This window comes from Deinococcus metallilatus, from assembly GCF_004758605.1.
GTDB lineage: Bacteria > Deinococcota > Deinococci > Deinococcales > Deinococcaceae > Deinococcus > Deinococcus metallilatus.
In genome coordinates, this window is the sequence record NZ_CP038512.1 from 1,882,731 (window position 1) to 1,904,718 (window position 21,988).

A 21,988-nucleotide genomic window follows, 5' to 3' on the forward strand; every position below is an offset into this window, starting at 1 on the left:
GAGGGGTGGACGGAAAAAGTGGGAGGAACAGCCCGATCAGCGCCGGTCGCGCACGCGGACGGGAATGGGCACCGGCTGGGGCTGAGGCGAGCCTTTCAGCGCCTCCCGCAGCCAGTCAATGAACTCGCGCAGGCCCTTCATAACCCCAGTGTAGAGGCGTGGGCGCGGGGCAGATGCACCTAAAGTTACGGTGGCTTCACGGAAGACGGTTCAGTTTGGAAGAGGCGGAGGTACAGTCGCAGGCATGGACGAACCCGAAACAAACTGGTGGGAACCTGAGGCTCGAATTGAGGTTCGCATGGTTGAGGGAGCACACGTGATCTTCGGGAATGCGGCAGGATTCCGCACGCTTTCCAACATGCTCCTGAGCCTGGCAGAATCCACCGTCCCTGGAAAACATCTCCACTTGGAGGACTTCTCCGGGTTGGAGGAGGGCTCCGACGAACTCATCCTCAGCAGGCTTGACGACTGAGGGGCCAGCGGGAATCCACTCGCCCCACTGACCCCCGGCAACCTCGCCCTTACGCCCCGAAACGGCCCATCACGTCGCGGCTGATGACGAGGCGCTGCACCTCGTCGGTGCCCTCCCCGATGCGGGTGAGGCGGTTGTCGCGCCAGTAGCGTTCGACCGGGTATTCCTTGATGTAGCCGTAGCCACCGAGAATCTGGATCGCGTCGTCGCAGGCCTGCACCCCGACGGTGCTGGCGAACAGCTTGGCCCGCGCGGCGGCCACCGTGAAGTTCTCGCCCGCGTCCTTGAGGTCGGCGGCCTTGCGGAGCAGCAGGCGGGCCGCTTCGAGCTGGGTGTCCATGTCCGCCAGCTTGAAGCCGATGGCCTGGTTCATGGCGATGGGCTTGCCGAACTGCTCACGCTCCATCGCGTACCGCGCCGCAAACTCGAAGGCCGCCCGCCCCAGCCCCAGCCCCATCGCGCCGATGCCGATGCGCCCGCCGTCCAGCACGCGCATCACGTCCTTGAAGCCCTCGGCACGGGTGCCCAGCAGCGCGCCTTGCGGGAGGTGAATGTCCTCGAAGATCAGTTGCGCGGTGTCGCTGCTCCGCAGGCCCAGCTTGTCCTCCTTGCGCCCGATGGAGAAGCCCGTCACCTCGTCGCGGTTGAAGACGAAGGCGCTGATGCCGTCGTTCTTGCCCTTGCCGGGGCGCGGCGCGTCGGTGCGGGCCAGCACCACGTAGGTGCCGCCCACGCTGCCCTGCGTGATGAAGTTCTTGGAGCCGTTCAGAATCCAGCTTCCGTCGGGCTGCTCCACCGCCCGCGTCTGGAGGCCGCCACTGTCGCTGCCGCTGCCGGGTTCGGTCAGGCCCCACGCCCCCAGCTTCCGCGCGCTGGCGAGGTCGGGCAGGAACTTCTGCTTCTGCGCCTCGGTCCCCGCCAGGATGATGTGACCCTGGCACAGCGAGTTGTGTGAGGCGACCGTCAGGCACAGGCTGCCGTCATAGGCCGCGATCTCCTCGATGATCATGGCGAAGGTGGCGGTATCCAGCCCCGCCCCGCCGTATTCCTCGGGCGTCTGCGCGCCCATCACGCCCATCTCGCCGAGTTCCCGCACGAGGTCGAAGGGAAACTCGCCGGTCTGGTCACGCTCGGCGGCGCCGGGAGCGACTTTGTTCTTCAAAAAGCTCTGGAGGGCGGAAAGGATCGTGCGCTGGTCGTCGGACAGGGGACGGACGAGGGTGCTGGTCATGGGTGCCTCCGGCAAGGGGTTAGGAGTTAGGGATTAGAGAAGGAGGGGGAGGGGACGGGGTGGCTTTTCCTAACGCCTAACCCCTCACACCTGGAACACGCCCACCTTGAGTTCTTCCTGCTGCGGATTCTGCGCGCAGGCTTCGAGGGCGCGGATCAGGCGCTCGCGGGTGTCGTTCGGCGGGATGATCTCGTCCACCCACAGGCGCGCGGCGGCGTAGCGGGGGTCGAGTTCGGTGTCGTACTTGGCCTTCACCTCGTCGTAGAGGCGCTGGAGTTCCTCGTCGTCGGGCGGGTGGCCCTGGCGCTGGAGGGCGGCGACCTGGATGTCGAGCAGCGTCTTGGCCGCCGCGTTGCCACTCATCACCGCGTACTTGGCGCTGGGCCAGGCGAAGAGGAAGCGGGGGCCGTAGGCCTTGCCGTTCATGGCGTAGTTGCCCGCGCCGAACGAGCCGCCCGTGATGATGGTGATCTTGGGAACGACGCTGTTGGAGACGGCGTTCACCATCTTCGCGCCCCGGCGGATGATGCCTTCCTGCTCGGAGTCGCGGCCCACCATGAAGCCGGTCACGTCGGACAGGAAGACCAGCGGCACACCCGCCTGGTTCGCGTCGAGGATGAAGCGGGCGGCCTTGTCGGCGGAGTCGCCGTAGATCACGCCGCCGACCTCGATGCGGGTGCGGAGGCCGGGCTCGCCACCCGACTTGAGCTTCTTCTTGATCACGGTGCGCTGGTTCGCCACGAAGCCGACCGGGTAGCCGCCCACGCGGGCGAAGCCGCACACGATGGTCTGGCCGTACTCGGGCTTGAACTCGTGAAAGCTTGGCTCTCCGTTGGCTCCCCCATCGGCCAGCGCGGTGATGACCTCGCGCACGTCATAGGGCTTGCTGCCGTCGAAACTGACCACTTCGGTGAGGTCGCGTTCCGGCGCGGGCTGCACCTCGGCCCGCCGCTTCGCCCACGGCGCGACCTCGCCTTCCGCGTACATCCCGGCCAGTGCCCGGATGCGCTTCAGGGCCGCCTCGTCGTCCGGTTCCTTGTAGTCCACGGTTCCGGCAATCGAGGCGTGCATGTCCGCGCCGCCCAGTTCTTCCGACTCCACGACCTGCCCGATGGCGGCCTTGACCAGCGCGGGACCCGCCAGGTACAGGCCCGACCCCTCGGTCATGATCAGCGTGTCGCACATGACCGGCAGGTACGCGCCGCCCGCCACGCAGTTGCCCATGATCGCGGCAATCTGCGGGATGCCCCTGGCGCTCATGCGGGCATTCAGGTAAAAGACGCGCCCGAAGTCGTCCTGATCGGGGAAAATCTCGTCCTGCATCGGCAGATAGACGCCCGCCGAGTCCACCAGATACACGACAGGCAGCCGGTTTTCGAGGGCGATGGTCTGCGCCCGGATCACCTTTTTGGCCGTGATCGGGAAGAAGGCGCCTGCCTTTACGGTGGCGTCGTTGGCGATGATCATCCAGGGACGGCCCGCGACGCTGCCGATGCCGGTGACGGTGCCGCCCGAGGGAGCGCCGCCCACTTCCGGGTACATCTCCCACCCGGCGAAGGTCATCAGTTCGTCGAAGGGGGTCCCCTCATCCACCAGGCGGGCGATGCGCTCACGGGCGGTGAGGCGGTTTTTCTCGTGCTGGCGCTGCTGGGCTCTGGGGCCGCCTCCGGCACGGACTTTCTGCTGGTCGGCGGCGAGGCGGGCCAGGGCCTCCGGCCAGGTAGCGGCAGTGGGGGGCGCCGGAGCGCGGGTGTCGGGCTGGGTCATCTGTGCTCACAGTCTAACAAACGCCCGTTAGGAGTGGGGAGAGGCCGCTTCATCGCCCCTTGCATTCCGCCCTGCCCGACCGACAGGTCAGGTAGACTGGTCCGGTCAGCGTGCGTTCGCCTCAAGTTCTGTGCAGGAGGAACCCATGAAACAGGCTGCCCTCACCCAGTCGGTCCTCTTCAAGTCGGCACTGTTCAAGTCGGCCCTGTCCCTCGCGGCCCTGCTGGCCGGTGCCGCCGCTGCCGCCTCGCCTAACGGCAAGGCCCTGTTCACCACCAACTGCGCCGGTTGTCACCAGGCGACGGGCCAGGGCGTCCCCGGTGCCTTCCCGCCACTGGCGAACCATGTGGGAACGCTGCTGGCGGCGCAGGGCGGGCGGGCCTACGTCGAGCACGTCGTCCTGTACGGCCTGAACGGCAAGATCAGCGTAAACGGCAAGACGTACAACGGCGTGATGCCCGCCTTCGGACAGTTGAAGGACGCCGATCTCGCGGCCATTCTCAATTACGTCAGCACCAGTTGGGGCAACAAGCTGCCCAAGGGCCAGAAACCCTTCACCGCCGCCGACCTCGCCAAGTACCGTCAGGACAAGAAGACCCCGGCCCAGGTGAATGCCCTGCGGCCCAAGACGGTGAAATAAAAGCCGCAGGGCGGCCCAGGAAGGTGTCCCAGGCCGCCCGCCCCCCCCGCTGCTATTCCCGAATGGGCGCGCCCGTCTTGGTCCGCAGTTCCTCCAGCGTCACGCCAGGGGCGAGTTCGACCAGCTTCAGGCCGTCCGGCGTCACGTCCAGCACCGCCAGGTCGGTGATGATGCGGTCCACCACGCCCTGGCCGGTCAGGGGCAGCGTGCATTCGGACAGAATCTTGTGCGCGTCACCCTTCGCCACGTGTTCCATCAGCACCACCACGCGCTGCACGCCCGCCACGAGGTCCATCGCGCCGCCCATCCCCTTCACCATCTTGCCGGGAATCATCCAGTTGGCGAGGTCACCCTTCTCCGACACCTGCATCGCCCCCAGGATGGCGAGGTTGATGTGGCCGCCCCGGATCATGGCGAAGCTGTCCGCGCTGGAGAAGAAGCTCGCGCCGGGCAGCGCCGTCACCGTTTGCTTGCCCGCGTTGATCAGGTCGGGGTCCACCTCGTCCTCGGTGGGAAAGGGGCCGATGCCCAGCAGGCCGTTTTCCGATTGCAGCCACACGCTGACGCCCTGGGGGATGTGGTTGGCAACCAGAGTCGGGAGGCCGATCCCCAGGTTCACGTAGTAGCCGTCTTGCAGTTCCCGCGCGGCGCGGGCCGCCATCTCGTCACGGGTCCAGGGCATCTCAGACCTCCTCTCCAGCGGCGCTGGAGGCGTTCGTCGCCGCCTTCCGCACCGTCCGCTGCTCAATGCGCTTTTCGGGATTCGGGTTCAGCACCACACGCTGCACGAAGATGCCGGGCGTGTCGATCTCGTCGGGGTCAAGCTCCCCGACCTCCACCAGTTCCTCCACCTCGGCCACGGTGACCCGGCCGCAGGTGGCGGCCACCGGGTTGAAGTTCTGCGCGGTCTTGCGGTAGACGAGGTTCCCCGCCCGGTCGGCCTTCCAGGCTTTCACCAGTGCCAGGTCGGCCTTGATACCGCGCTCCAGAATGTACGTCTCGCCGTCGAAATCCTTGTGCTCCTTGCCGTCGGCGACGACGGTGCCGACGCCGGTTTTGGTGTAGAAGCCGGGGATGCCCGCGCCGCCCGCGCGCATCCGTTCGGCCAGGGTGCCCTGCGGGGTGAACTCCAGTTCCAGCTCTCCGGCGAGGTACTGGCGCTCGAATTCCTTGTTCTCGCCCACGTAGGAGGAGATCATCTTGCGAATCTGGCGGGTTTCGAGCAGCAGGCCCAGGCCCCAGCCGTCCACGCCCGCGTTGTTGCTGACGGCCGTCAGCCCCTTCACGCCGCTGTCGCGCAGCGCGAGGATGAGTTGCTCGGGAATGCCGCACAGGCCGAAGCCCCCCACGGCGACGGTCTGCCCGTCGGCCACGATGTCTTGCAGCGCCTCACGGGCGCCCTCGTAAACCTTGTTCATGTCGGCTCCAATGTAACGAACGTCAGGGCAGGGTGGCGAGAAATTCGGAAATCAGCGCCCGGAACGCGCCGGGGTCTTCCTGCGGGAAGCCGTGGCCGCGGCCCTCCAGCACGGCGGCGGACGTCCCCAGAGCGGCAGCCTGCGCGCGCACCATCTCGGGCGTGATCAGCGTGTCGAGTTCGCCGCCCAGCACCAGTACGGGCAGCCCTTTGATTCGCGCGGCGTCCACCCGCCACCCGGCCAGGGCGCGGGCATTGCCGCTGTAGTGCGAGTCCGCCATCCGCCCCGCGTCCGCCACCAGTTCCGGGAAGTTGGCCGGGCTGCCCGAAGGGAAGAGCGCCCCCAGGCTCAGTTCCCGGAGCTGCCCATTCACGCGCAGCAGTTCCAGCACCGGGTAATTCTCCTCGGGGGTGACCAGGCCCGTGAGGGGTGCACTCGCCGCGAGGATCAGGCCGGAGAGGTGGTGAGGGTCACGGGCGGCGAACTCCAGGGCGACCGCCCCGCCCAGGCTGTGCCCCAGCAGCACGGGCCGGGTGATCTCCCGCTCGGCCAGCCAGGCCGCCAGCCAGTCGGCGTAGGCGGGGATGCTCACCTCGCCAGCGTGCGCGGTTCCCGCGAAGCCGGGGAGGTCGGGCGCCAGGACACGCCAGCCGGTCGGCGGATCGGCCAGCAGGTCCACCCACCAGGCCGCGGAGGCGAAATTGCCGTGGATGGCGACGAGCACCCGCTCAGGCATGGGACGCCTCCCCGGTCTGAAGCGGCTCGGGGGGGAGGGGCACGGCGGGCAGCGCGTCGTCCAGCAGGGCACGCAGCAGGCCCGCGAAGGGCGCGGTGTCGGCCACGCAACCCAGGTGGCCGTGCGCGGAATCGTACTCCAGGTGCGTGTGGGCCACGCCCGCCGCCCGGCTCGCCCCGGAAAAGGCGCGCATCTCGGCGGCGGGGAAGAACTGGTCACCGCGAATGTTGACGGTCAGCAGGCGCAGGCCCACGTCCCGCCAGTGGGCGAACAGTTCGGCGCGCGGCAGGACGGCACAGAGGTCGTGCGTCTCCACCACGCGGGCAATGTCGAGGATGTGCGCGAGGCTGGCCGTCGCCATCCGCGAGCGCAGGTACGCCTCGAAGTCGGCGTCCCGGAAGGTCCGTTCCAGCCCGTCCGCGCCCAGCCCGAAGAAGGAGATCAGGCGCAGCGCCCCGGCCAGGCCCCCACGCGGCGCGGCGTCGCGCAGCAGCGGCCCGAAGGCCCCGCGCAGCACCGGCCCCGCACTGGGACTGGTGCCAACCGCGGCCACACGGGGAGCGAGGTCCGGCGAGCGGGCCGCCCACTGGAGCGCCTGCATCGCGCCGAAGCTGGGGCCGATGACGGCGTGCCAGCGTTCCGCCCCAAGGTGCCGCAGCAGCGCGAGTTGCAGCGCGTGCAGGTCCGCAAAGTCCCAGGCGGGAAACCGTTCGCCCCATCCCTCACCGTCCGGGTGCGGCGTGTCCGGGCCGGTCGTCACCACCTGCGGATCACGGGCCTGCACGTTCGACAGCGTGTTCATCGCCACCACGAAGAAGCGGTCCGTGTCCACCACGCGCCCCGGCCCGATCAGCGCCGCCCACCAGCCGGGCGTGCCGTCCGCCCCCACACCCGCCGCCTGTGACGTGCCCGTGTAGTAGTGGCAGACCAGCACCGCGTTGTCCCGCGCTCGGTTCAACTGGCCCCACGTCTGCACGCCCAGCCGCACCGGCACCGGCACACCGGCCAGCGGCGCCGTCACCTCCAGCGTGAACGCGCCGGGCGCTGTCCCCGTTGGTGCCGCCCCCACTCCCTCAATCTGTCGCATCGCCCCGAGGGTAGGCGGGAAGCGTTACGGGGTGGTCACAGGGAGAGGGGACGCTCTGGCGATCCTCCCGGCTGTAACGCCCCCGTGACGCCTCTCCCCTACACTGCCCCTGAACATGAAAAAGATGCTACTGACGGGCGTTCTGCTCGCGCTCTCCGGCGCGGGCGCGGTGAAGGTGGGCGTGCTGCTTCCGCTCTCGGGGGCGAGCAGCGTGTCGGGGCAGGCGGCCAAGAACGGCTATCTGCTGGCGCTGGACGAGATCAACAAGGCGGGGGGCGTGCTGGGCCAGCCGCTGGAACTGGACTTCGCGGACGACGGTTCGGCGCCCGCCAAGGCCGTGCCCGAGTTCGTGCGGCTGGTGACGGTGGACAAGGTGGACTTCATGGCAGGTGGCGTGAGCAGCGCGACCTCCATCGCGATCAGCGGCCCGGCCAAGCAGTACAACACCTTCATGGCCTGGATCGGCGCGGCGGCGGTCCCGGTCGAGGACGCCTTCGCGGGCTATCCGTACTTCTTCCACTACCACCCCTGGTCGTACTACAACTTCGAGGCGATTCTCGATTACTTCAAGTACCTCAAGCGCAGCAAGGGCGCGAAGAACATCGCCATCGCCTACGAGGACGGCCCCTTTGGCAGTGCGGGCATCGACCAGACGGTTGCCCTCTTCAAGAAGGCGGGCTTCAACGTCGTGATGGCCGAGAAGTTCAAGACCGGCAGCGGGAACTTCGGGCCGCTGGTCAGCAAGGCGAAGGCCGCCAAGCCCGACATCTTCTACTGGGTGGGCTACGACACCGACGCGCTGCCGCTGGCCACCGAGATCAAGCAGCAGAACCTGAATGTGGGCCTGATCTACGGCACGCCGCCCTCCTGGCCGGTGGGCTTCGAGAAGAACCCGCTTTCGGACAACATCGCGGGTCTGAGCCTGTGGCTCCCCTCCAGCCCGCAGGCCGAGAGCCGCAAGTTCGTCGCCGCCTACAAGCAGAAGTTCGGCAACGTGACCGAGGAATACTTCGCGCCGCTCGCCTACGTGAACCTCAAGACGCTCGCCGCCGCCATCAACCGCGCGGGCAGCACCGACAAGGACAAGGTGGCGGCCGAACTCGCCAAGACGAACGTGCCCACGCCTTTCGGCCCCCTCACCTTCAGCAAGAGCCTCAAGACGCAGTACCAGGGCTTCAAGGCCGGGAACTGGCTGCACTTCCAATTCCTCGGCGACAGCCGCGTGCCGGTGTATCCGATCAAGTTCGCGCAGAAGCCGATGGTGTGGAGCAAGTAGGGGGTGAGGAGAGAGGGCCAGGGCGGCTGCTCGCGCGTTCCAGGTTTTCCCTAACTCCTAACGACTAACCCCTAACGCCTCCCCAGGGCCGCCTGCCACCACCGGGGCGGCTCGCCTCTTCTAACGGAGCCTCCATGGAACTCTTTTTGCAAACGCTGCTGAACGGTCTGCTGCAAAGCGGCCTGTATGCGCTGGTGGCGTCGGGGCTGGCGCTGGCGGTCGGCGTGGTCGGCATCGTGAACTTCGCGCACGGCGAGTTCCTGATGATCGGCGCGTTTCTGGCCTGGGGGGCGAGCGCCTACCTGGGCGTGGACCCGCTGCTCTCGCTGCCGCTGGTGGCGGTCGCCGTGTTCGCGGTGGGCGCGCTCACGTACCGGGTGAGCATCCGGCACGTGCTGCTGGCCCCCGAACTCAACCAGATGCTGCTGACCTTCGGCCTCGGCATCCTGCTGCAAAACCTGGCGCTGATGCTGCTGGGCGGCAACACGCGCACGGTCACGACGCCCTACCAGGGCAGCTCGATCAGTTTGGGGGAACTCAGCGTGGGGGGCCGAAGCTGATCGCCTTCGGCTTCGCGGTGGCGATCCTGGCGGGGCTGTACGCGGTGCTCTACCGCACCAACCTGGGCCGCCAGATGCGCGCGGTGGCGCAAAACCGGCGCGGTTCGCAACTGATCGGCATCAACGTGGACCGGGTGTACCTGATCGCTTTCGGGGTGAGCTGTGGCCTCGCGGCCATCGCGGGTGTCCTGGTCGCCACGCTGCTGTTCGCGTCGCCGACCGTCGGGCTGGTCTTTGCGCTGAAGGCCTTTGCGATCATCGTGATGGCGGGGCTGGGCAACCTGACCGGGGTGCTGTGGGCCAGCGTGGTGCTGGGGGTGTCGGAGGCGCTGGTGCAGACCTACGTGCCGGGCGGCGGCGGGTGGAGTGACGCCGTGTTCTTCCTCCTGATCTTCGCCACGCTGGTGTTCCGGTCCTACCGGGGGGCCAGGTGACTCGGGGCATGGGGAGCCGCGCTGCGGACATGACGCGCACCGTGACGCGCCGTCCGGACTTCACGGCGCGGGCGCTGGTGCCGCTGGGCCTCTTTTTCCTGCTGGCGCTGGTGTTTCCGTTCCTGCCGCTGGGAACGCGGGCGGAATACCTGCTGCAAATCGCTTTCTTCACGCTGGTCGCGGCCATCCTGGCGCTGTCGTGGGACATCCTGGCCCGCAGCGGGCAGGTATCGCTCGCGCACGCGGCCTTCTACGGGCTGGGCGCTTACGGCTTCGCCCTGCTGGTCAAGGTGATGCCCTGGTTCGCCGCGATGCCGCTCGCCGCGCTGATCGCGGGACTCGTCAGCCTGATTCTGGGGGCCGTGACGATGCGCCTGAGCGGGATGTACTTCGCCATTGCCACGCTCGCCTTCACGGAGGTCGTGCGGACGATCATCCAGAACCTGCCGGAGTCGGTGGCGGGCGGGGCGAACGGCCTGCTGGTCCCGGCGCTGCTGGGAGGGAACGCGCGGGCACAGTATTTCCTGGCCTTCGGGGTGCTGCTCTTCACGGCCCTGGTGAGCCTCACCATTCGCCGCTCAAGGTTGCACCACGCCTTCGCCGCGATCCGGCAGGGCGAGGAGACGGCACGGGTGCTGGGCGTCCAGGTGGTGCGCTACAAGCTCATCGCCTTTTTCATCTCCTCCTTCCTGGCGGCGCTGGGCGGCGTGCTGTTCGCCGGGAAGACTTTTTTCATCAATCCACTGGAAACCTTCAGCCTCGCCAATTCCATCGCGCCGCTCACGACGAGCATTTTTGGCGGGCTGTACACCACGCTGGGACCGATTCTGGGCGCGACCGTGCTGCGGGTGGCCGAGGAACTGCTGCACAACTCCGTGAAGAACGGCTATCTGGTCGTGTACGGCCTGGTGCTGATGCTGAGCATCCTGTGGCTGCCGCGCGGGTTGATGGGCCTGTTCCGGCGGGGGAAGCATGGGGGGAGTTGTGACTGCCGTCAGCCATCAGCCTTCAGCGGTCAGCGGGAAAGAAACGGTGCTGCGGACCGAGGGCCTCAGCAAGCGGTTCGGCGGGCTGCTGGCCGTGCAGAACGTGACCTTTACGCAGTACGCCGGGGAGATTCTGGCCGTGATCGGGCCGAACGGGGCGGGCAAGACGACCCTGCTGAACCTGCTGTCGGGCGTCTACCGGCCCACCTCCGGGCGGCTGCATCTGCTGGGGCGCGACGTGACGGGTGCCAGCATGGAGGCCCGCTGTCACGCGGGGCTGGGCCGCGCCTTCCAGATCGTGCGGCCCTTTCCCGAGATGACGGTCCACGAGAACGTGACCGTGGGGGCGCTGTTCGGCAAATCCGGCGTGTCCCTGCCGGAAGCGCGCGAGCGGGCCTATGACCTGCTGGAACGCACCGGCCTCGCCGCACACGCCGACAAGGCCGCCCACGAACTGACCCTGCTTCAGGACAAGCGGCTGGAGGTCGCCCGTGCCCTGGCCACCCAGCCGCGCGTGCTGCTGCTCGACGAGGTGATGGCGGGCCTGCGTCCGGCGGAGGCGCAGGAGGCGGTCGCCCTGGTACGGAGCGTGCAGGGGAGCGGCGTCAGTGTCCTCTTTATCGAACACATCATGCCGGTGGTGCGCGACCTGGCCGACCGCGTGGTCGTGATGGATCAGGGGCAGGTGATCGCAGAGGGCACCTACCGCGAGGTGACGGCGAATCCGCAGGTGGTCGCCGCCTACCTGGGCACCGAGGAAGGGTTACAGGCATGACGCAGGGACAGGAATTGGTGATCGAACACCTCGCCGCCGGATACGGCAAGGTGCAGGTGCTGTGGGACGTGAGCCTGCACGCCCGGCCCGGCGAGTTCGTGGCCGTGATCGGCGCCAACGGGGCGGGCAAGACGACCACGCTGCGTGCCGTGAGCGGTGTGGTCAAGCCAACCGGGGGCCATATCCGGCTGGGCGGGCAGGACATCACGCGCTCGGCGCCCTCGCAGATCGTGGGGCTGGGGCTGGGCCACGTCCCGGAGGGCCGCGAACTGTTCCCGCTGATGACGGTGCGGGAGAACCTGGAACTGGGGGCGGCGATGCGGGCCGAAGCGCGGGCGACGCAGGCACAGACGCTCGACCACGTCTACACGCTGTTCCCGCGCCTGCGCGAGCGGCAGGGGCAACTGGCGGGCACCTTATCGGGCGGCGAGCAGCAGATGGTCGCCGTGGGCCGCGCGTTGATGGGCCGCCCCAGCGTGCTGGTCGTGGACGAACCCTCGCTGGGCCTCTCGCCCCTGATGACGCAGACCGTGTTCGGGGCGCTGAAAGCCGTGAACGCCGAGGGCGTGACGGTCCTGCTGGTCGAGCAGAACGTGGGCCTGAGCCTCAAGCTCGCGGACCGCGCCTACGTGCTGGAAAACGGCCAGGTGGTCAACGAGGGGACGGGGGCGGCGCTGCTGGCGGACCCGAGGGTGCGGGAGGCGTATCTGGCGCTGTGAGGGATGCAGAAGACAGAAAGCAGATGGCAGAAGGCCGGGAGGAATCCTTCCAGCCTTCTGCCTTTTCACTTTTCACCCCCCCGTCAGGAACCGCCCCGTCTCGCGGTACAGCATCTCCACCGCGTCGAGAGAGTCGAAGGTGTGGTTCGCGCCGGGGATAGCGATAGCGTCGCAGGCGAGGGCCTGGGCGTAACGAATCCCCCATTCGGGCGGGCAGACGTGATCGGCGTCCCCGTGAAAGACGCGGGCCACGCCGCCCCAGCGCGCGGCGGCGTCCAGCGGTTTCATCCGGGGTATCTCCAGCAGGAACTCGCGGCCCAGGGGCCAGCCCTGATAGTCGAGGATGACGGGTGGCGCGTAGCCACCGCGCAGGAACGGGAGCCACAGTTCCGGCAGGGCCGGTGCCCACAGCGCGAGGCGGTGGGGCCTGACCCGCTCGGCGGCCAGGGCCGCCACCAGTCCCCCCATCGAGAAGCCCAGCAGCATCACCCGTTCGGGGTCGAGCATCGGCAGGCCGCGCACATAGTCGAAGGCGGCCTCCACGTCCTCCAGCTCGCGCGCGACCGTCATCTCGCTGAAGTCCCCCTCCGATTCGCCGCTGCCGCGGAAGTCAAAGCGCAGGCTCGCCACCCCCCGCGCCGCGAGGTACCGCGACAGCAGCGGCAGGATGCGGTGGTCACCGGTCCGGTTCCCGGTGAAGCCGTGCAGCATCACCACCGAGGACCACCCCTGCGCGGGCCGCTCGCCGTCCGGAAGGTGCAACATGCCATAGAGCCGCTGGCCGCCAGAGGTGAACTGGGCGAACTGTTCCATGCGGGTGATTGTGGCAGAGAGAGGTCGAACCGTCGAAAGGTCTAACTGCCAGGGCAGTTCGACGGTTAGACCTTCAGACCGTTAGACAGGCGGCCCCAGCCGCCTTAGGGCGTCAGCCGGTGCCGGTCCCTCGGGAACGCCCGGGCGTAGCGGACGTTGGGAATGCCCAGCAGCCTGGCGGTCAGGCGCTCGGCCCCAATGGCGAAGCCGCCATGGGGGGGCATCCCGTATTTAAAAACCTCGGTGTAGCCCGCCAGCGATTCGGGGTTGAGCTTGTAGTCCGCGATGGACTCCAGCAGCACCGGGTACTCGTGGATACGCTGGCCGCCCGAGGTGATCTCGATGCCGCGGAACAGCAGGTCGAAGCCGCGCGTGATGTCGGGGTTCAGGCTGCCGTCCTCGTTGATTTCGGCGTGGGTGTAGAAGGGCCGGGCCGCGCGGGGGTATTTGGTGACGAAGACGAATTCGGTGCCTTCCGTCTCGGCGTAGTGCTGGCTGAGCAGGCGTTCGGCTTCGGGGTCGAGGTCCTTGCCGCCGACCGCGTGGCCGTACTTCTCGGTGACGAGCTGGCGGGCCTCCAGCAGCGTGATCCGGGGGATGTGGGCCGGGACTTCGGGCAGCGTCGCGCCGAGGAGGGCCAGTTCGGGCTGGGCGCGTTCCTTCAGGCGGGCCATGATCGCGGCCAGCACGCGGGTTTCGATGTCCATCACGTCCTCCTCGGACTCGATGAAGCCCATTTCCACGTCCAGCGACAGGTACTCGTTGAGGTGGCGGCTGGTGGCGTGCTCCTCGGCGCGGTAGACGGGCGCGACCTCGAAGACGCGCTCGAAGACGCCCACCATGATCTGCTTGTAGAGCTGCGGACTCTGCGCCAGGTAGGCGGGGTGGCCGAAGTAGTCGATGGGAAAGAGGTTCGCGCCGCCCTCCGCCCCCGCCGACACGATCTTGGGCGTGCTGATCTCGGTGAAGCCCTCGCTGATCAGGTGGTCGCGGAAGGCCGCCACCAGTTCGGCCTGTACCTTCAGCGCCGCGCGTTCCTTGAGGCCGCGCACCGTCACCACCCGGTAGTCCAGCAGCGTTTCGGGGTTCACGTTCCATTCCATCTTGGGCAGTTCGACGGGCGGCGGCTGGGTGGCGGGGGTCAGCACGCGCAGGCTCTCGACCTGCACTTCAAATCCGCCGGGGGCTTTGGGGTGGGCCTTCACCTTGCCGATGACCTCAATGCTGCTCTCGGGCAGGGGGAGGTCAAGGCCGCTGCCGACCGCCTGCGCGACGCCGCTCACGTCGCGCAGCACCAAAAATTGCACGCCCCCCAGGTCGCGGCGGGCGTGCAGGAAGCCTTGCAGTTTCACGGTCTGCCCTTCGTGCTGGGGCAGTTCGCGGGTCAGCGTTCGTTGGAGTCGGGCGGTTGCGGCGGTGGTCATGGTTGGAGGCTCCTTTGATAGAGAAAGCCCCCGACTCCTTTGAGGGGTCGGGGGCGCGGCGTGCAGCGAGACGTCCCCTAGCAGGGATCATCATTCACGTTGCTGGCGTGCGCCGCAGTCATGCCGCCGAGTCTAGCCGCAGCACCTTGACGGGTCAATGCGGGGAGCTAGGCAGGCGGCTCATCCGGTTTCCGTCCACCCCGTTCCCCCGCCCCGGAAGCACCGCTCAACCGGAAGTCTCTCAGGAGGAAGCGATGTTCCTGACGGTGTACTGCACCGGCCCCGACCCGAGTTCCACCTCGAAGGACTCCCCGACGCGCCGCCCCAGCAGCGCCTTCCCGACCGGGCTGTCCTCGCTGACCTGCGCGGCGCCCCCGGCCAGCGCATCCACTTCCACCGCGCTGACGAGCTGCACCTGCACCTCGCGGTCATGCGTCTCGTCCTGCAAGACCACCAGCGAACCCAGCGCCACCTGTTCGGGCTGATCCTGGGCGGCCTCCACGATGACGGCGCGGGTCAGCACGTCCTCCAGTTCCAGAATGCGGGCCTCCATGCCGGGCAGGTCGAACTGCGCGGCCTGGAGGTTGCGGTCCTCCAGGTCCATCGCGTCGTCCAGCGTGTCGGCCAGGCTCCTGAGCGCGTCCTCGTGACGCTGCCGTTCCTTCTGGAGCGTCTCTTCCAGACGCCGGTACCCCTCGGCTGTGACCTGAATCTCCTCTGCCATCTGCGGCCCCCCTCGGTGACATTGAACTGGACTCCGGCAGGACGGGCCAGAAGACCGGCCACGCGCGCCTGCCGGTCGAGACACTTCCTCCCCAACTGCACCCCGAAACGTCCACCCGCACTGTAGGGAGTGGCCGGGCTGCCACCCATGACAGGCCGCTCAAGTGGGGCTGAGGCAATTCTCAGCCTGGGCGTCTTTGCCCGCTTCATAAGGGAGACACAACGCGCCTTCCTGAAGCTTTCATCGGGGGAAGGCGGTTCCTCCGGTCTAATTCGTGGGATCAGTTGGCCGCCGCCGAGGGCAGGCCAGCGGCAGGAGGAACGCCATGACCAGGACACCGCCCGACGACGCCAACGAAGGAACCACCGGCCCCACCCGTGCCGGGGAAGACCAGTCCGCCAGCCCCGACGCCGGAACGCCGCCGACAGTGGATTACTCCCGGCCCCGCGACGACAACCCCGAGCAGCAGGACATCCAGTCCAACGCGCACGCCATCTACGCCGCCGAGGCGGACCGGGAAGACCTCCCGGTGTCCGGCGACGTGACCGCCGGAAGGGACCTCAGCGGGACGGACGCGCTGGCCGGAGCGGGCATCACTTTCGACGACGGGATCGAGCCGTCCCTGCGGACAGAAATGCTGGACAATGCCATCGCGTACAGCGAGAACACGCCGCCCGCCAACGTGAACGACGAGCCGGGCTTCGACGACGGCGTCCCCAACAGCTTCTCCGACTTCAGCGTGGTCACGGCGGACATCCCCGGCGGCACCACCCGCCTGGCCGATCCCAGCTTCGACGCGGGAGGGGAAGTCAAGGGGCCGCGCATCGGCGGCTCGGGCGGCATCGACGGCGGCCCTCCCCGGACCCGGCCCCTGCCCGGCACCGAAGAGGCCGACGAGCAGGAATAAGGCGGGAAGCAGGGACCGTCCGGCGCTATCGCTGCACTATCCTGCCCCCATGACGGCCGCGCCCCCTTTTCAGACCGAGCTGAACGTCGCCACCCGCCTCGCCCTGGAGGCGGGTGAGCTGCTGCGCGGGCACCTGGCGCGGGGCCTGACAGTCGAACACAAAACCGGCGCGGATGATCCGGTGACCGCCGCCGACCGTGAGGCGTCCGAGCTGATCCTGGCGGGCCTGAACGCGGCTTTTCCACAAGACGGCCTGCTGAGCGAGGAGGCCGCCGACAGTCCGGCGCGGCTGGACACGCAGCGCGTGTGGATCGTGGACCCCATCGACGGCACGAAGGAGTACACGACGGGCAGCCCCGACTATGCCGCCAGCATCGGCCTCGCGGTGGACGGCGAACCGATGCTGGGCGTGGTGTACGCGCCCGCGACGGATGAACTGTTCGCTGGGGTGGTCGGCGTGGGCGTCACCAAGAACGGCGAAGCGGCAGGCTTCAGCAACCGCACCGACTACGTGGTGAGCGTGTCGGACACCGAATTCAAACGCGAACTGCACCGCCATGACCTCCCCGGCATGGTGCCGAGCGGGAGCATCGCCCTCAAGCTGGCGCGGATCGCGGCGGGCGAGGCGGATGTGACCTTCACCATGTCGCCGCGCAGCGAGTGGGACATCGCGGCGGGACACGCGCTGGTGCGGGCCGCCGGGGGTGACCTGCGGCGGCGCGACGGGCAGCCCATCCGCTACAACCTCCAGCGGCCCCATATCGAACAGGGCCTCATCGGCGGACGGCTGGAGGCGATGGCTTGGCTGGAAGGCGAGCTGAACGCGCGAAAGCTCCCCACCGCGCACCTGGGCCTGACCCAAGCCGACCGAGCCTGGACCACGTTGCCGGAAGCCGAGCAGGACGCGCTGCGGGGACACTCCGGCGTCTTTGTCCGTCACGCGGGTGGGCGGGTGCTGGCGCTGCTGGTGGTGGACGCGGGCGGCACGGTGGAGCGGGCTTCAGGGGACGCCTTTCACCTGGAGCGCCTGACACGGGACGTGACGCGGGCGCTGGGGACGCTGAACGCTGCGCCACTGAAGACGGGGAGGCTAGACTGACACGCATGGCGGCAGAAGGCACCCCTCTCCAGTGGGGCCGCGTCACCCTCAAGCCCGTCCCGGAGTTCACGCCTGACGAGTGGCGCACCCTCTACCGCTTCTTCCGCGACCGCGAACTGGCCGACTGGAACGACGCCAAACCCATCCGGCTGCCCGAGTGGCTCTTTCGCCGCGTGATGCTGGAGGAGGAACAGACGGGCGAACGCGCGGGCTTCGGCGTGCTGAACGAGCGGGGCGAGCTGATCGGAAGCGCCGAACTCTACGACCTGCGGCCCCCGCCCCCGCTCACGCCAACGGTGGGCACCCTGGGCGTGATGATCGGCGTGCGTCCCCTCTGGGGCCAGGGCTACGGGCGCGAGGCGGTGACGGCGCTGCTGGCCTGGGCCTTCAGGGAACGGGAAGCGCCCCTCTCCCGCGTGCGCCTCACCACCTTCGGGCACAATCGCCGCGCGCAGCGGGCCTTTCTGGCGTGCGGCTTCCGCGAGGTGGGGCGCACTTCGGGGCCGGGCCGCACCGACGTTCACATGGAGATCACGAGAGGAGAGTGGGAAAGTGCGCGTGCTGGTGCCTGATCTGCCCGAATTCCGCGAGTTGCGAGTGGAGGGCGTGGAGTTCGCCTTTTACAGTGCGGAGCAGTTGCCCGAAGGCGAGGCCGAGGGGCTGGTGCTGTGGCTGACCCCGCCAGGTCTGCAAGGCCAACTGCTGAACTGGCCCGGATTGAAGTGGGTGCTGACCCTGACGGCGGGGATCGAGCATGTCGCGGGCGCCCTGCCGGAAGGCGTCACGCTCTACAACGCCCACCGCCTGCACGACCGGGCGGTCGCCGTTCACGTCCTCGCCGGAATGCTCGCCGCCGCGCGCGGCCTGCACCGCTTCCGCGACGCGCAGCAGGAGGGCCGCTGGAAGCGCACCCTCGACCTCGGCACGCTGGATGAGGCGCGGGTGGTGATCTGGGGCTACGGCCACATCGGCAGGATTCTGGAAGACCTCCTGCGGCCCTTCAACGCGAAGGTGACGGGCATCCGCTCCCGCACCCCGGACGCCGAGCGCGACGCGGCCCTGGCCGAGGCCGACTGGGTCGTTCTGCTCCTCCCCAGCACACCGGAGACGAAGGGCATCGTGAACGCGGAGGTGCTGGCCCGCCTGAAGCCGGGCGCGTGGCTCAGCAACCAGGGGCGCGGCGACCTGATCGACACGGACGCGCTGCTGGCCGCGCTGGAGTCCGGCCACCTCGGCGGCGCGGTGCTGGACGTGACCGACCCGGAGCCGCTGCCGGAGGGGCACCCGCTGTGGCAGCAGCCCAACGTGATCATCACGCCGCATATCGCCAGCACGACGCGCGACCTGATTCGGCGCGGCGCCGACTACACCCGCGCCTTCCTGACGGAGATGCAGGCCGGGCGGGAACCCGAGGGGCGGGTGGAGGCGGGGCAGCGGTACTGAAGGGTTGAGGGTTGAGGGATGAGGAAAGACAGGAGGCTTGAGCTGTGGCCCCGCCTCCTCATCCCTCAACCCTGAATCTCTGGCAAGTCCCGCGCGTGGTCCGCGATCAGCCCGCCGCCCAATAAACGCGGCCCCGCGTACAGCACCGCGCTCTGCCCCGGCGCGACGGCGAACTGCGGTTCCGCGAACTTCAGCTCAAAGCCGTGTTCGTCGGCGTGGAGGACCGTCGCCTGGACCGGCTTCGTGCGGTAGCGCACCTGGACCTCCACCTCACGCGGCAACTCGGCCAGGTCGAGGAGGTAGTTCGCGCCCTCCGCCTTCAACCCGGTCCACAGGCAGTCCTCGTAGTCTCCGACCCAGACGGTGTTGGCAGCGGGGTCGAGGTGGACGACGTGGCGGACGCGGTGGGACTGGTACAGGCCCAGGCCCTTCTTCTGGCCCAGGGTGTAGAACTGCGTGCCCAGATGTTCACCCACCACTTCCCCGGTGCTGATCTCGCGGATGAAGCCCTGCGCCTGCGGGATGTGTTCGGCCACGAAGTCCTGCACCTTGCCGGGTACGAAGCAGATGTTCTGGCTTTCGGGCTTGCGGGCGGTCAGCAGGCCCTTCTCGGCGGCGATCTCGCGCACGCGGGGCTTTTCCATCTCGCCCACCGGGAAGAGGATGTACGGCAGCGCCTCGCGCGGGGTGCCCCACAGGAAGTAGGTCTGGTCCTTGCGGGGGTCGTCGCCCCGCCAGAATTCCACCTCGCCGCGCTCATTCTCCACGCGCTTCACGTAATGCCCGGTCGCCACGTACTTGCAGCCCAGCATCTTCGCCTTTTTCACCAGCTCGTCGAACTTCACCTTCGTGTTGCAGTTCACGCAGGGGTTGGGTGTGCGGCCCTGTGCGTACTCGGACAGGAAGGGGCCGACGATGTGGCGCTGGAACTGTTCGCGGTAGTCGAGCAGGTAGAAGGGCACACCCACCTGCTCAGCCACGCGGCGGGCCTCGTAGGCCGCGTCGGGTGAGCAGCAGGTATCGAAGGTGTCGACGCGCTTGTCATCCGGCCAGAAGCGCATCATCGCGCCGACGACCTGATAGCCCGCGTCTTTCAGCAGCGCCGCCGTGACGCTGGAATCCACCCCGCCCGACATCGCACACAACACCCGCTGATTTGCCTTCTCCTGGCCGCTCATACCGCCGGGGAGCTTAGCAGGCGGGGGGAAGGAAGACAGTGAGGGGGGCCCGGGCACCGGTCGATCAGTTGATCAGTTTCCCCTCGATCAGCCACCAGCCGTCCGTTTCGGCCGGGCCGAGGCTGCGGATGACGCGGTAGTAATTGCCCCCCGCGTCATAGACGGTGTCCCCCTCCTGGGGCGGGATGCCGGATTCGTCCAGAATGATTTCCACGGCGGCCACCGCCTGGAGGTCTTCAGGGTCCGAGGTCATGCTGTTCACGTTACCGCGGACCACCCGGACCAGACCGGGCCGGGGCTTGATGGCCGGTTCACGCACCACCGCCCGTGGCAAGGGCCAGCCCAAACCCTGCCCGGTGACTCAGCCCCAGCGCCGGAAACCCTACCGCCCGCGCCGCGTCGTCCCCGTACAGGGCGGCGAAGCAGGTGGGCCAGTGGGCCGAACCCAGCAAGGGCGTCAGCACCTCGCGCGTGTAGGCGAGTTCGCCTGCGTCGAGGTGCTGCTCCTCCCCCGCAAACCGCGCCGCCCCGCCCTCCTGCGCGAGCATCTGCCGCAGCGTGACCGGGAGGCCGTGCCGGGCCTGCCAGGCCGCCCGCCAGACCGACGCGCGGACCTCACGGCGCACGGTGTCCGGGCTCGGGGCGGCGTCCGTCCAGAGTTGCACCGTCACCCAGCGGTCAAAGCCCACGGCGGGGGAACTCTGGGGCAGGCGGTCGTACTTCTGCTGGAAGCGCCACTCCGCGTCGGTCAGCCAGCGTTGCGTCCAGCCGTCGCGCGGCTCGTCCAGCACGACCAGCAGCAGGCGGAACATACCCGGCATCCCCTCCAGTTCGGCCTCGATGCGGCGGCACTCGCGGGCGGCCTGGCCCTCCGCGTCCAGTTCGGTCAGCGCGTCCAGAAACGCCGCCTGCCGCTGTCCCATCGGGCTAAAGGCGCCGAGCGGGAGGAATTCTGGCCCGCCGGTCATCAGGTCCACGTAGGCCCGGAAGCGGGGCATCACGCCCTCTATGTCGTACAGGGCGCGCAACTCGCGCAGGATGGGGTGAAGGGAGAGGCGCATGGGAAGAGGGTGGCAGAGGACGGCCGAAAAGACATGCGCCGGGTGGCCTGCCCGGAGCCAACCTGCCCTACACTTCCCCCGTGACCCTTCCGCGCGCTGAACTGTCGACCGCCGCCGAACGTTTCGGCACCCCCCTCTACGTGTACGACGCCGCCGAACTGGACGCGGCGCTCGCACGGGTGCGTGCCGCCTTCGGAACGGCGCGGGTGTTCTACGCAATGAAGGCGAATCCGAATCTCACGCTGCTGCGGCGGATGCGGGCGGCAGGCGTGGGTTTCGAGTGCGTGAGCGCGGGCGAGATCGCGCGGGCGGAACATATCGGCGCAAAGGGTGACGCCGTGCTGGTGAACGGCCCTGCCAAATCGGCGGAGGAGTACGCGGCGGGCGCGCGGCTGGGCGCGACCTTCATCGTGGACCGGGCGGAGGAGGTGGGGTTGCTCCCACCCCGCTCAAAGGCGCTGGTCCGCGTGAACCCGGCCCTTGCCGTCAGCACGCATGACCACCTCGCCACGGGAGCGGCGGGCAGCAAGTTCGGCGTGACGCTGGAGCAGGCACCGGGAGTGCTGCGGGCGTTGCGGGAGGCCGGACACGACGCGCGTGGCCTGCACGTCCACATCGGCAGCGCGATTCGGAACGCGGCGGACTTCAGCGCGGCTTTCGCGCGGCTGATGGACCTGCACCCACAGACCGGTGACCTGGAGGTGCTGGACGTGGGCGGCGGCTGGGGTGTGGACGCCGACCTGGCGGGCATCGCGCGGGAAGCGCAGGCGGCCGCTTCCGTCTTCGGCGCGCGGCTCTGGGTGGAGCCGGGGCGGTATCTGGTGGCGCGGGCGGGGACGCTGCTGACGCGGGTGGTGGGCACCAAGCGCACCGGGCGCAACTTCCTGCTGACCGACGCGGGGATGACCGAACTGCTGCGGCCGATGCTGTACGGCGCGCAGCACCCCGTCACCGCACTCTGGGACGGGGAGGCGCGGGAAAAATGGGACGTGGCCGGTCCCGCCTGCGAGAGCGGTGACCTGCTGGCGCGGGATGTGCCGCTGCCCTCCCCCACCCCCGGCGACCTGCTCGCCATCGGGGAAGCCGGGGCTTACGGCGCGAGCATGAGCAGCACGTACCTCACCCGCTCCCGTCCTGCCGAGGCGCTGTGGGATGGGTCGAGCTGGACGCTGATCCGCCGCCGCGAGACGCCGCAGGAGGTGTGGGCGGCGGAGCTTCAGGTGGTCGAAAGCTGAGCC

Annotated in this window: 24 protein-coding genes and 1 pseudogene; 13 read left to right on the forward strand and 12 right to left on the reverse strand. The window is 68.6% G+C overall.

Features of this window, described 5'->3' with window-relative positions; all coding sequences use genetic code 11:
- Positions 1-244 precede the first annotated feature (244 nt).
- Complete coding sequence (locus E5F05_RS15065; protein ID WP_129119468.1) at positions 245-472, forward strand: Imm32 family immunity protein; 228 nt, start codon at positions 245-247, stop codon at positions 470-472.
- A 49-nt stretch (positions 473-521) separates the two neighbouring features.
- Here E5F05_RS15065 and E5F05_RS15070 read toward each other — a convergent pair whose 3' ends face one another.
- Together E5F05_RS15070 and E5F05_RS15075 are read right to left on the reverse strand one after the other, a co-directional pair.
- Positions 522-1,703, reverse strand: coding sequence for an acyl-CoA dehydrogenase family protein (locus E5F05_RS15070; RefSeq protein WP_129119469.1), 1,182 nt, complete (start codon positions 1,701-1,703; stop codon positions 522-524).
- 84 nt (positions 1,704-1,787) lie between these two features.
- On the reverse strand, positions 1,788-3,470 hold the full coding sequence (locus tag E5F05_RS15075) for an acyl-CoA carboxylase subunit beta (protein WP_129119470.1): 1,683 nt from the start codon (positions 3,468-3,470) through the stop codon (positions 1,788-1,790).
- A gap of 145 nt (positions 3,471-3,615) precedes the next feature.
- Between E5F05_RS15075 and E5F05_RS15080 the strand changes: the two genes are divergently transcribed.
- Entirely contained in the window at positions 3,616-4,110 is a 495-nt protein-coding gene (locus tag E5F05_RS15080) for a c-type cytochrome (RefSeq protein ID WP_129119471.1), read from the forward strand.
- A 52-nt stretch (positions 4,111-4,162) separates the two neighbouring features.
- Here E5F05_RS15080 and E5F05_RS15085 read toward each other — a convergent pair whose 3' ends face one another.
- From E5F05_RS15085 to E5F05_RS15100, 4 genes are read right to left on the reverse strand one after another with little or no spacing between them, the layout of a single operon-like run.
- Entirely contained in the window at positions 4,163-4,792 is a 630-nt protein-coding gene (locus tag E5F05_RS15085) for a CoA transferase subunit B (protein WP_129119472.1), read from the reverse strand.
- A 1-nt stretch (position 4,793) separates the two neighbouring features.
- Positions 4,794-5,528 (reverse strand): CoA transferase subunit A, encoded by a 735-nt coding sequence (locus tag E5F05_RS15090; protein ID WP_129119473.1) that lies wholly within the window; start codon positions 5,526-5,528, stop codon positions 4,794-4,796.
- Positions 5,529-5,550: 22 nt separating this feature from the next.
- Positions 5,551-6,264, reverse strand: a complete 714-nt coding sequence (locus tag E5F05_RS15095; RefSeq protein WP_129119474.1) for an alpha/beta fold hydrolase — start codon at positions 6,262-6,264, stop codon at positions 5,551-5,553.
- Complete coding sequence (locus E5F05_RS15100; RefSeq protein ID WP_129119475.1) at positions 6,257-7,351, reverse strand: alpha/beta fold hydrolase; 1,095 nt, start codon at positions 7,349-7,351, stop codon at positions 6,257-6,259. The genes E5F05_RS15095 and E5F05_RS15100 overlap by 8 nt, the downstream gene beginning before the upstream one ends.
- 115 nt (positions 7,352-7,466) lie before the next feature.
- Between E5F05_RS15100 and E5F05_RS15105 the strand changes: the two genes are divergently transcribed.
- The 6 genes and pseudogenes from E5F05_RS15105 to E5F05_RS15125 all read left to right on the forward strand — a co-directional run bounded on the left by E5F05_RS15105 (position 7,467) and on the right by E5F05_RS15125 (position 12,101).
- Entirely contained in the window at positions 7,467-8,627 is a 1,161-nt protein-coding gene (locus E5F05_RS15105; RefSeq protein WP_129119476.1) for an ABC transporter substrate-binding protein, read from the forward strand.
- 134 nt (positions 8,628-8,761) lie between these two features.
- A complete protein-coding gene (locus E5F05_RS21940; protein WP_280530581.1) occupies positions 8,762-9,187 on the forward strand; it encodes a branched-chain amino acid ABC transporter permease in 426 nt (141 codons plus the stop codon).
- 17 nt (positions 9,188-9,204) lie between these two features.
- Entirely contained in the window at positions 9,205-9,621 is a 417-nt protein-coding gene (locus tag E5F05_RS21945) for a branched-chain amino acid ABC transporter permease (protein ID WP_280530582.1), read from the forward strand.
- Positions 9,622-9,650: 29 nt separating this feature from the next.
- A pseudogene (locus E5F05_RS15115) lies at positions 9,651-10,481 on the forward strand (branched-chain amino acid ABC transporter permease); the annotation flags it as partial.
- Positions 10,482-10,593: 112 nt separating this feature from the next.
- Positions 10,594-11,382 carry an ABC transporter ATP-binding protein gene (locus E5F05_RS15120; protein WP_186805505.1) on the forward strand — a complete coding sequence of 263 codons (789 nt, stop codon included), beginning with the start codon at positions 10,594-10,596 and terminating at the stop codon, positions 11,380-11,382.
- Entirely contained in the window at positions 11,379-12,101 is a 723-nt protein-coding gene (locus tag E5F05_RS15125) for an ABC transporter ATP-binding protein (protein WP_129119478.1), read from the forward strand. Before E5F05_RS15120 ends, E5F05_RS15125 begins: the two co-directional genes overlap by 4 nt.
- A 72-nt stretch (positions 12,102-12,173) precedes the next feature.
- Here E5F05_RS15125 and E5F05_RS15130 read toward each other — a convergent pair whose 3' ends face one another.
- The 3 genes from E5F05_RS15130 to E5F05_RS15140 form a co-directional block, all read right to left on the reverse strand.
- Positions 12,174-12,914, reverse strand: coding sequence for an alpha/beta hydrolase (locus E5F05_RS15130; protein ID WP_129119479.1), 741 nt, complete (start codon positions 12,912-12,914; stop codon positions 12,174-12,176).
- Positions 12,915-13,018: 104 nt separating this feature from the next.
- Positions 13,019-14,338 (reverse strand): aspartate--tRNA(Asn) ligase, encoded by a 1,320-nt coding sequence (gene aspS, locus E5F05_RS15135; RefSeq protein ID WP_129119480.1) that lies wholly within the window; start codon positions 14,336-14,338, stop codon positions 13,019-13,021.
- Positions 14,339-14,579: 241 nt separating this feature from the next.
- A complete protein-coding gene (locus E5F05_RS15140) occupies positions 14,580-15,062 on the reverse strand; it encodes a GreA/GreB family elongation factor (RefSeq protein WP_129119481.1) in 483 nt (160 codons plus the stop codon).
- Between the two features lie 325 nt (positions 15,063-15,387).
- Between E5F05_RS15140 and E5F05_RS15145 the strand changes: the two genes are divergently transcribed.
- The 4 genes from E5F05_RS15145 to E5F05_RS15160 are packed head-to-tail and all read left to right on the forward strand — an operon-like array spanning position 15,388 to position 18,511.
- Positions 15,388-15,969: a hypothetical protein gene (locus tag E5F05_RS15145; protein WP_129119482.1), complete on the forward strand. Its 582-nt coding sequence runs from the start codon at positions 15,388-15,390 to the stop codon at positions 15,967-15,969.
- A 49-nt stretch (positions 15,970-16,018) separates the two neighbouring features.
- Entirely contained in the window at positions 16,019-17,068 is a 1,050-nt protein-coding gene (locus tag E5F05_RS15150) for a 3'(2'),5'-bisphosphate nucleotidase CysQ (RefSeq protein WP_129119483.1), read from the forward strand.
- 5 nt (positions 17,069-17,073) lie between these two features.
- Positions 17,074-17,640, forward strand: coding sequence for a GNAT family N-acetyltransferase (locus E5F05_RS15155; protein WP_129119484.1), 567 nt, complete (start codon positions 17,074-17,076; stop codon positions 17,638-17,640).
- A complete protein-coding gene (locus E5F05_RS15160; RefSeq protein WP_129119485.1) occupies positions 17,621-18,511 on the forward strand; it encodes an NAD(P)-dependent oxidoreductase in 891 nt (296 codons plus the stop codon). Before E5F05_RS15155 ends, E5F05_RS15160 begins: the two co-directional genes overlap by 20 nt.
- Before the next feature lie 65 nt (positions 18,512-18,576).
- Here E5F05_RS15160 and mnmA read toward each other — a convergent pair whose 3' ends face one another.
- From mnmA to E5F05_RS15175, 3 genes are all read right to left on the reverse strand, one after another.
- Complete coding sequence (gene mnmA, locus E5F05_RS15165; protein WP_129119486.1) at positions 18,577-19,689, reverse strand: tRNA 2-thiouridine(34) synthase MnmA; 1,113 nt, start codon at positions 19,687-19,689, stop codon at positions 18,577-18,579.
- 64 nt (positions 19,690-19,753) lie between these two features.
- Positions 19,754-19,942 carry a hypothetical protein gene (locus E5F05_RS15170; RefSeq protein ID WP_129119487.1) on the reverse strand — a complete coding sequence of 63 codons (189 nt, stop codon included), beginning with the start codon at positions 19,940-19,942 and terminating at the stop codon, positions 19,754-19,756.
- Between the two features lie 58 nt (positions 19,943-20,000).
- On the reverse strand, positions 20,001-20,750 hold the full coding sequence (locus E5F05_RS15175; protein ID WP_129119488.1) for a hypothetical protein: 750 nt from the start codon (positions 20,748-20,750) through the stop codon (positions 20,001-20,003).
- 80 nt (positions 20,751-20,830) lie between these two features.
- On the opposite strand from E5F05_RS15175, the gene lysA reads away from it, so the two are divergent.
- Positions 20,831-21,985 (forward strand): diaminopimelate decarboxylase, encoded by a 1,155-nt coding sequence (lysA, locus tag E5F05_RS15180; RefSeq protein ID WP_129119489.1) that lies wholly within the window; start codon positions 20,831-20,833, stop codon positions 21,983-21,985.
- The last annotated feature ends 3 nt before the right edge of the window (positions 21,986-21,988 follow it).

Bases quoted from the DNA above. Each gene is read 5' to 3' on its own strand.
- E5F05_RS15065 (WP_129119468.1), top strand. From the start codon at position 245: ATGGACGAACCCGAAACAAACTGGTGGGAACCTGAGGCTCGAATTGAG.
- E5F05_RS15070 (WP_129119469.1), bottom strand. From the start codon at position 1,703: ATGACCAGCACCCTCGTCCGTCCCCTGTCCGACGACCAGCGCACGATC.
- E5F05_RS15075 (WP_129119470.1), bottom strand. From the start codon at position 3,470: ATGACCCAGCCCGACACCCGCGCTCCGGCGCCCCCCACTGCCGCTACC.
- E5F05_RS15080 (WP_129119471.1), top strand. From the start codon at position 3,616: ATGAAACAGGCTGCCCTCACCCAGTCGGTCCTCTTCAAGTCGGCACTG.
- E5F05_RS15085 (WP_129119472.1), bottom strand. From the start codon at position 4,792: ATGCCCTGGACCCGTGACGAGATGGCGGCCCGCGCCGCGCGGGAACTG.
- E5F05_RS15090 (WP_129119473.1), bottom strand. From the start codon at position 5,528: ATGAACAAGGTTTACGAGGGCGCCCGTGAGGCGCTGCAAGACATCGTG.
- E5F05_RS15095 (WP_129119474.1), bottom strand. From the start codon at position 6,264: ATGCCTGAGCGGGTGCTCGTCGCCATCCACGGCAATTTCGCCTCCGCG.
- E5F05_RS15100 (WP_129119475.1), bottom strand. From the start codon at position 7,351: ATGCGACAGATTGAGGGAGTGGGGGCGGCACCAACGGGGACAGCGCCC.
- E5F05_RS15105 (WP_129119476.1), top strand. From the start codon at position 7,467: ATGAAAAAGATGCTACTGACGGGCGTTCTGCTCGCGCTCTCCGGCGCG.
- E5F05_RS21940 (WP_280530581.1), top strand. From the start codon at position 8,762: ATGGAACTCTTTTTGCAAACGCTGCTGAACGGTCTGCTGCAAAGCGGC.
- E5F05_RS15120 (WP_186805505.1), top strand. From the start codon at position 10,594: ATGGGGGGAGTTGTGACTGCCGTCAGCCATCAGCCTTCAGCGGTCAGC.
- E5F05_RS15125 (WP_129119478.1), top strand. From the start codon at position 11,379: ATGACGCAGGGACAGGAATTGGTGATCGAACACCTCGCCGCCGGATAC.
- E5F05_RS15130 (WP_129119479.1), bottom strand. From the start codon at position 12,914: ATGGAACAGTTCGCCCAGTTCACCTCTGGCGGCCAGCGGCTCTATGGC.
- aspS (WP_129119480.1), bottom strand. From the start codon at position 14,338: ATGACCACCGCCGCAACCGCCCGACTCCAACGAACGCTGACCCGCGAA.
- E5F05_RS15140 (WP_129119481.1), bottom strand. From the start codon at position 15,062: ATGGCAGAGGAGATTCAGGTCACAGCCGAGGGGTACCGGCGTCTGGAA.
- E5F05_RS15145 (WP_129119482.1), top strand. From the start codon at position 15,388: ATGACCAGGACACCGCCCGACGACGCCAACGAAGGAACCACCGGCCCC.
- E5F05_RS15150 (WP_129119483.1), top strand. From the start codon at position 16,019: ATGACGGCCGCGCCCCCTTTTCAGACCGAGCTGAACGTCGCCACCCGC.
- E5F05_RS15155 (WP_129119484.1), top strand. From the start codon at position 17,074: ATGGCGGCAGAAGGCACCCCTCTCCAGTGGGGCCGCGTCACCCTCAAG.
- mnmA (WP_129119486.1), bottom strand. From the start codon at position 19,689: ATGAGCGGCCAGGAGAAGGCAAATCAGCGGGTGTTGTGTGCGATGTCG.
- E5F05_RS15170 (WP_129119487.1), bottom strand. From the start codon at position 19,942: ATGACCTCGGACCCTGAAGACCTCCAGGCGGTGGCCGCCGTGGAAATC.
- E5F05_RS15175 (WP_129119488.1), bottom strand. From the start codon at position 20,750: ATGCGCCTCTCCCTTCACCCCATCCTGCGCGAGTTGCGCGCCCTGTAC.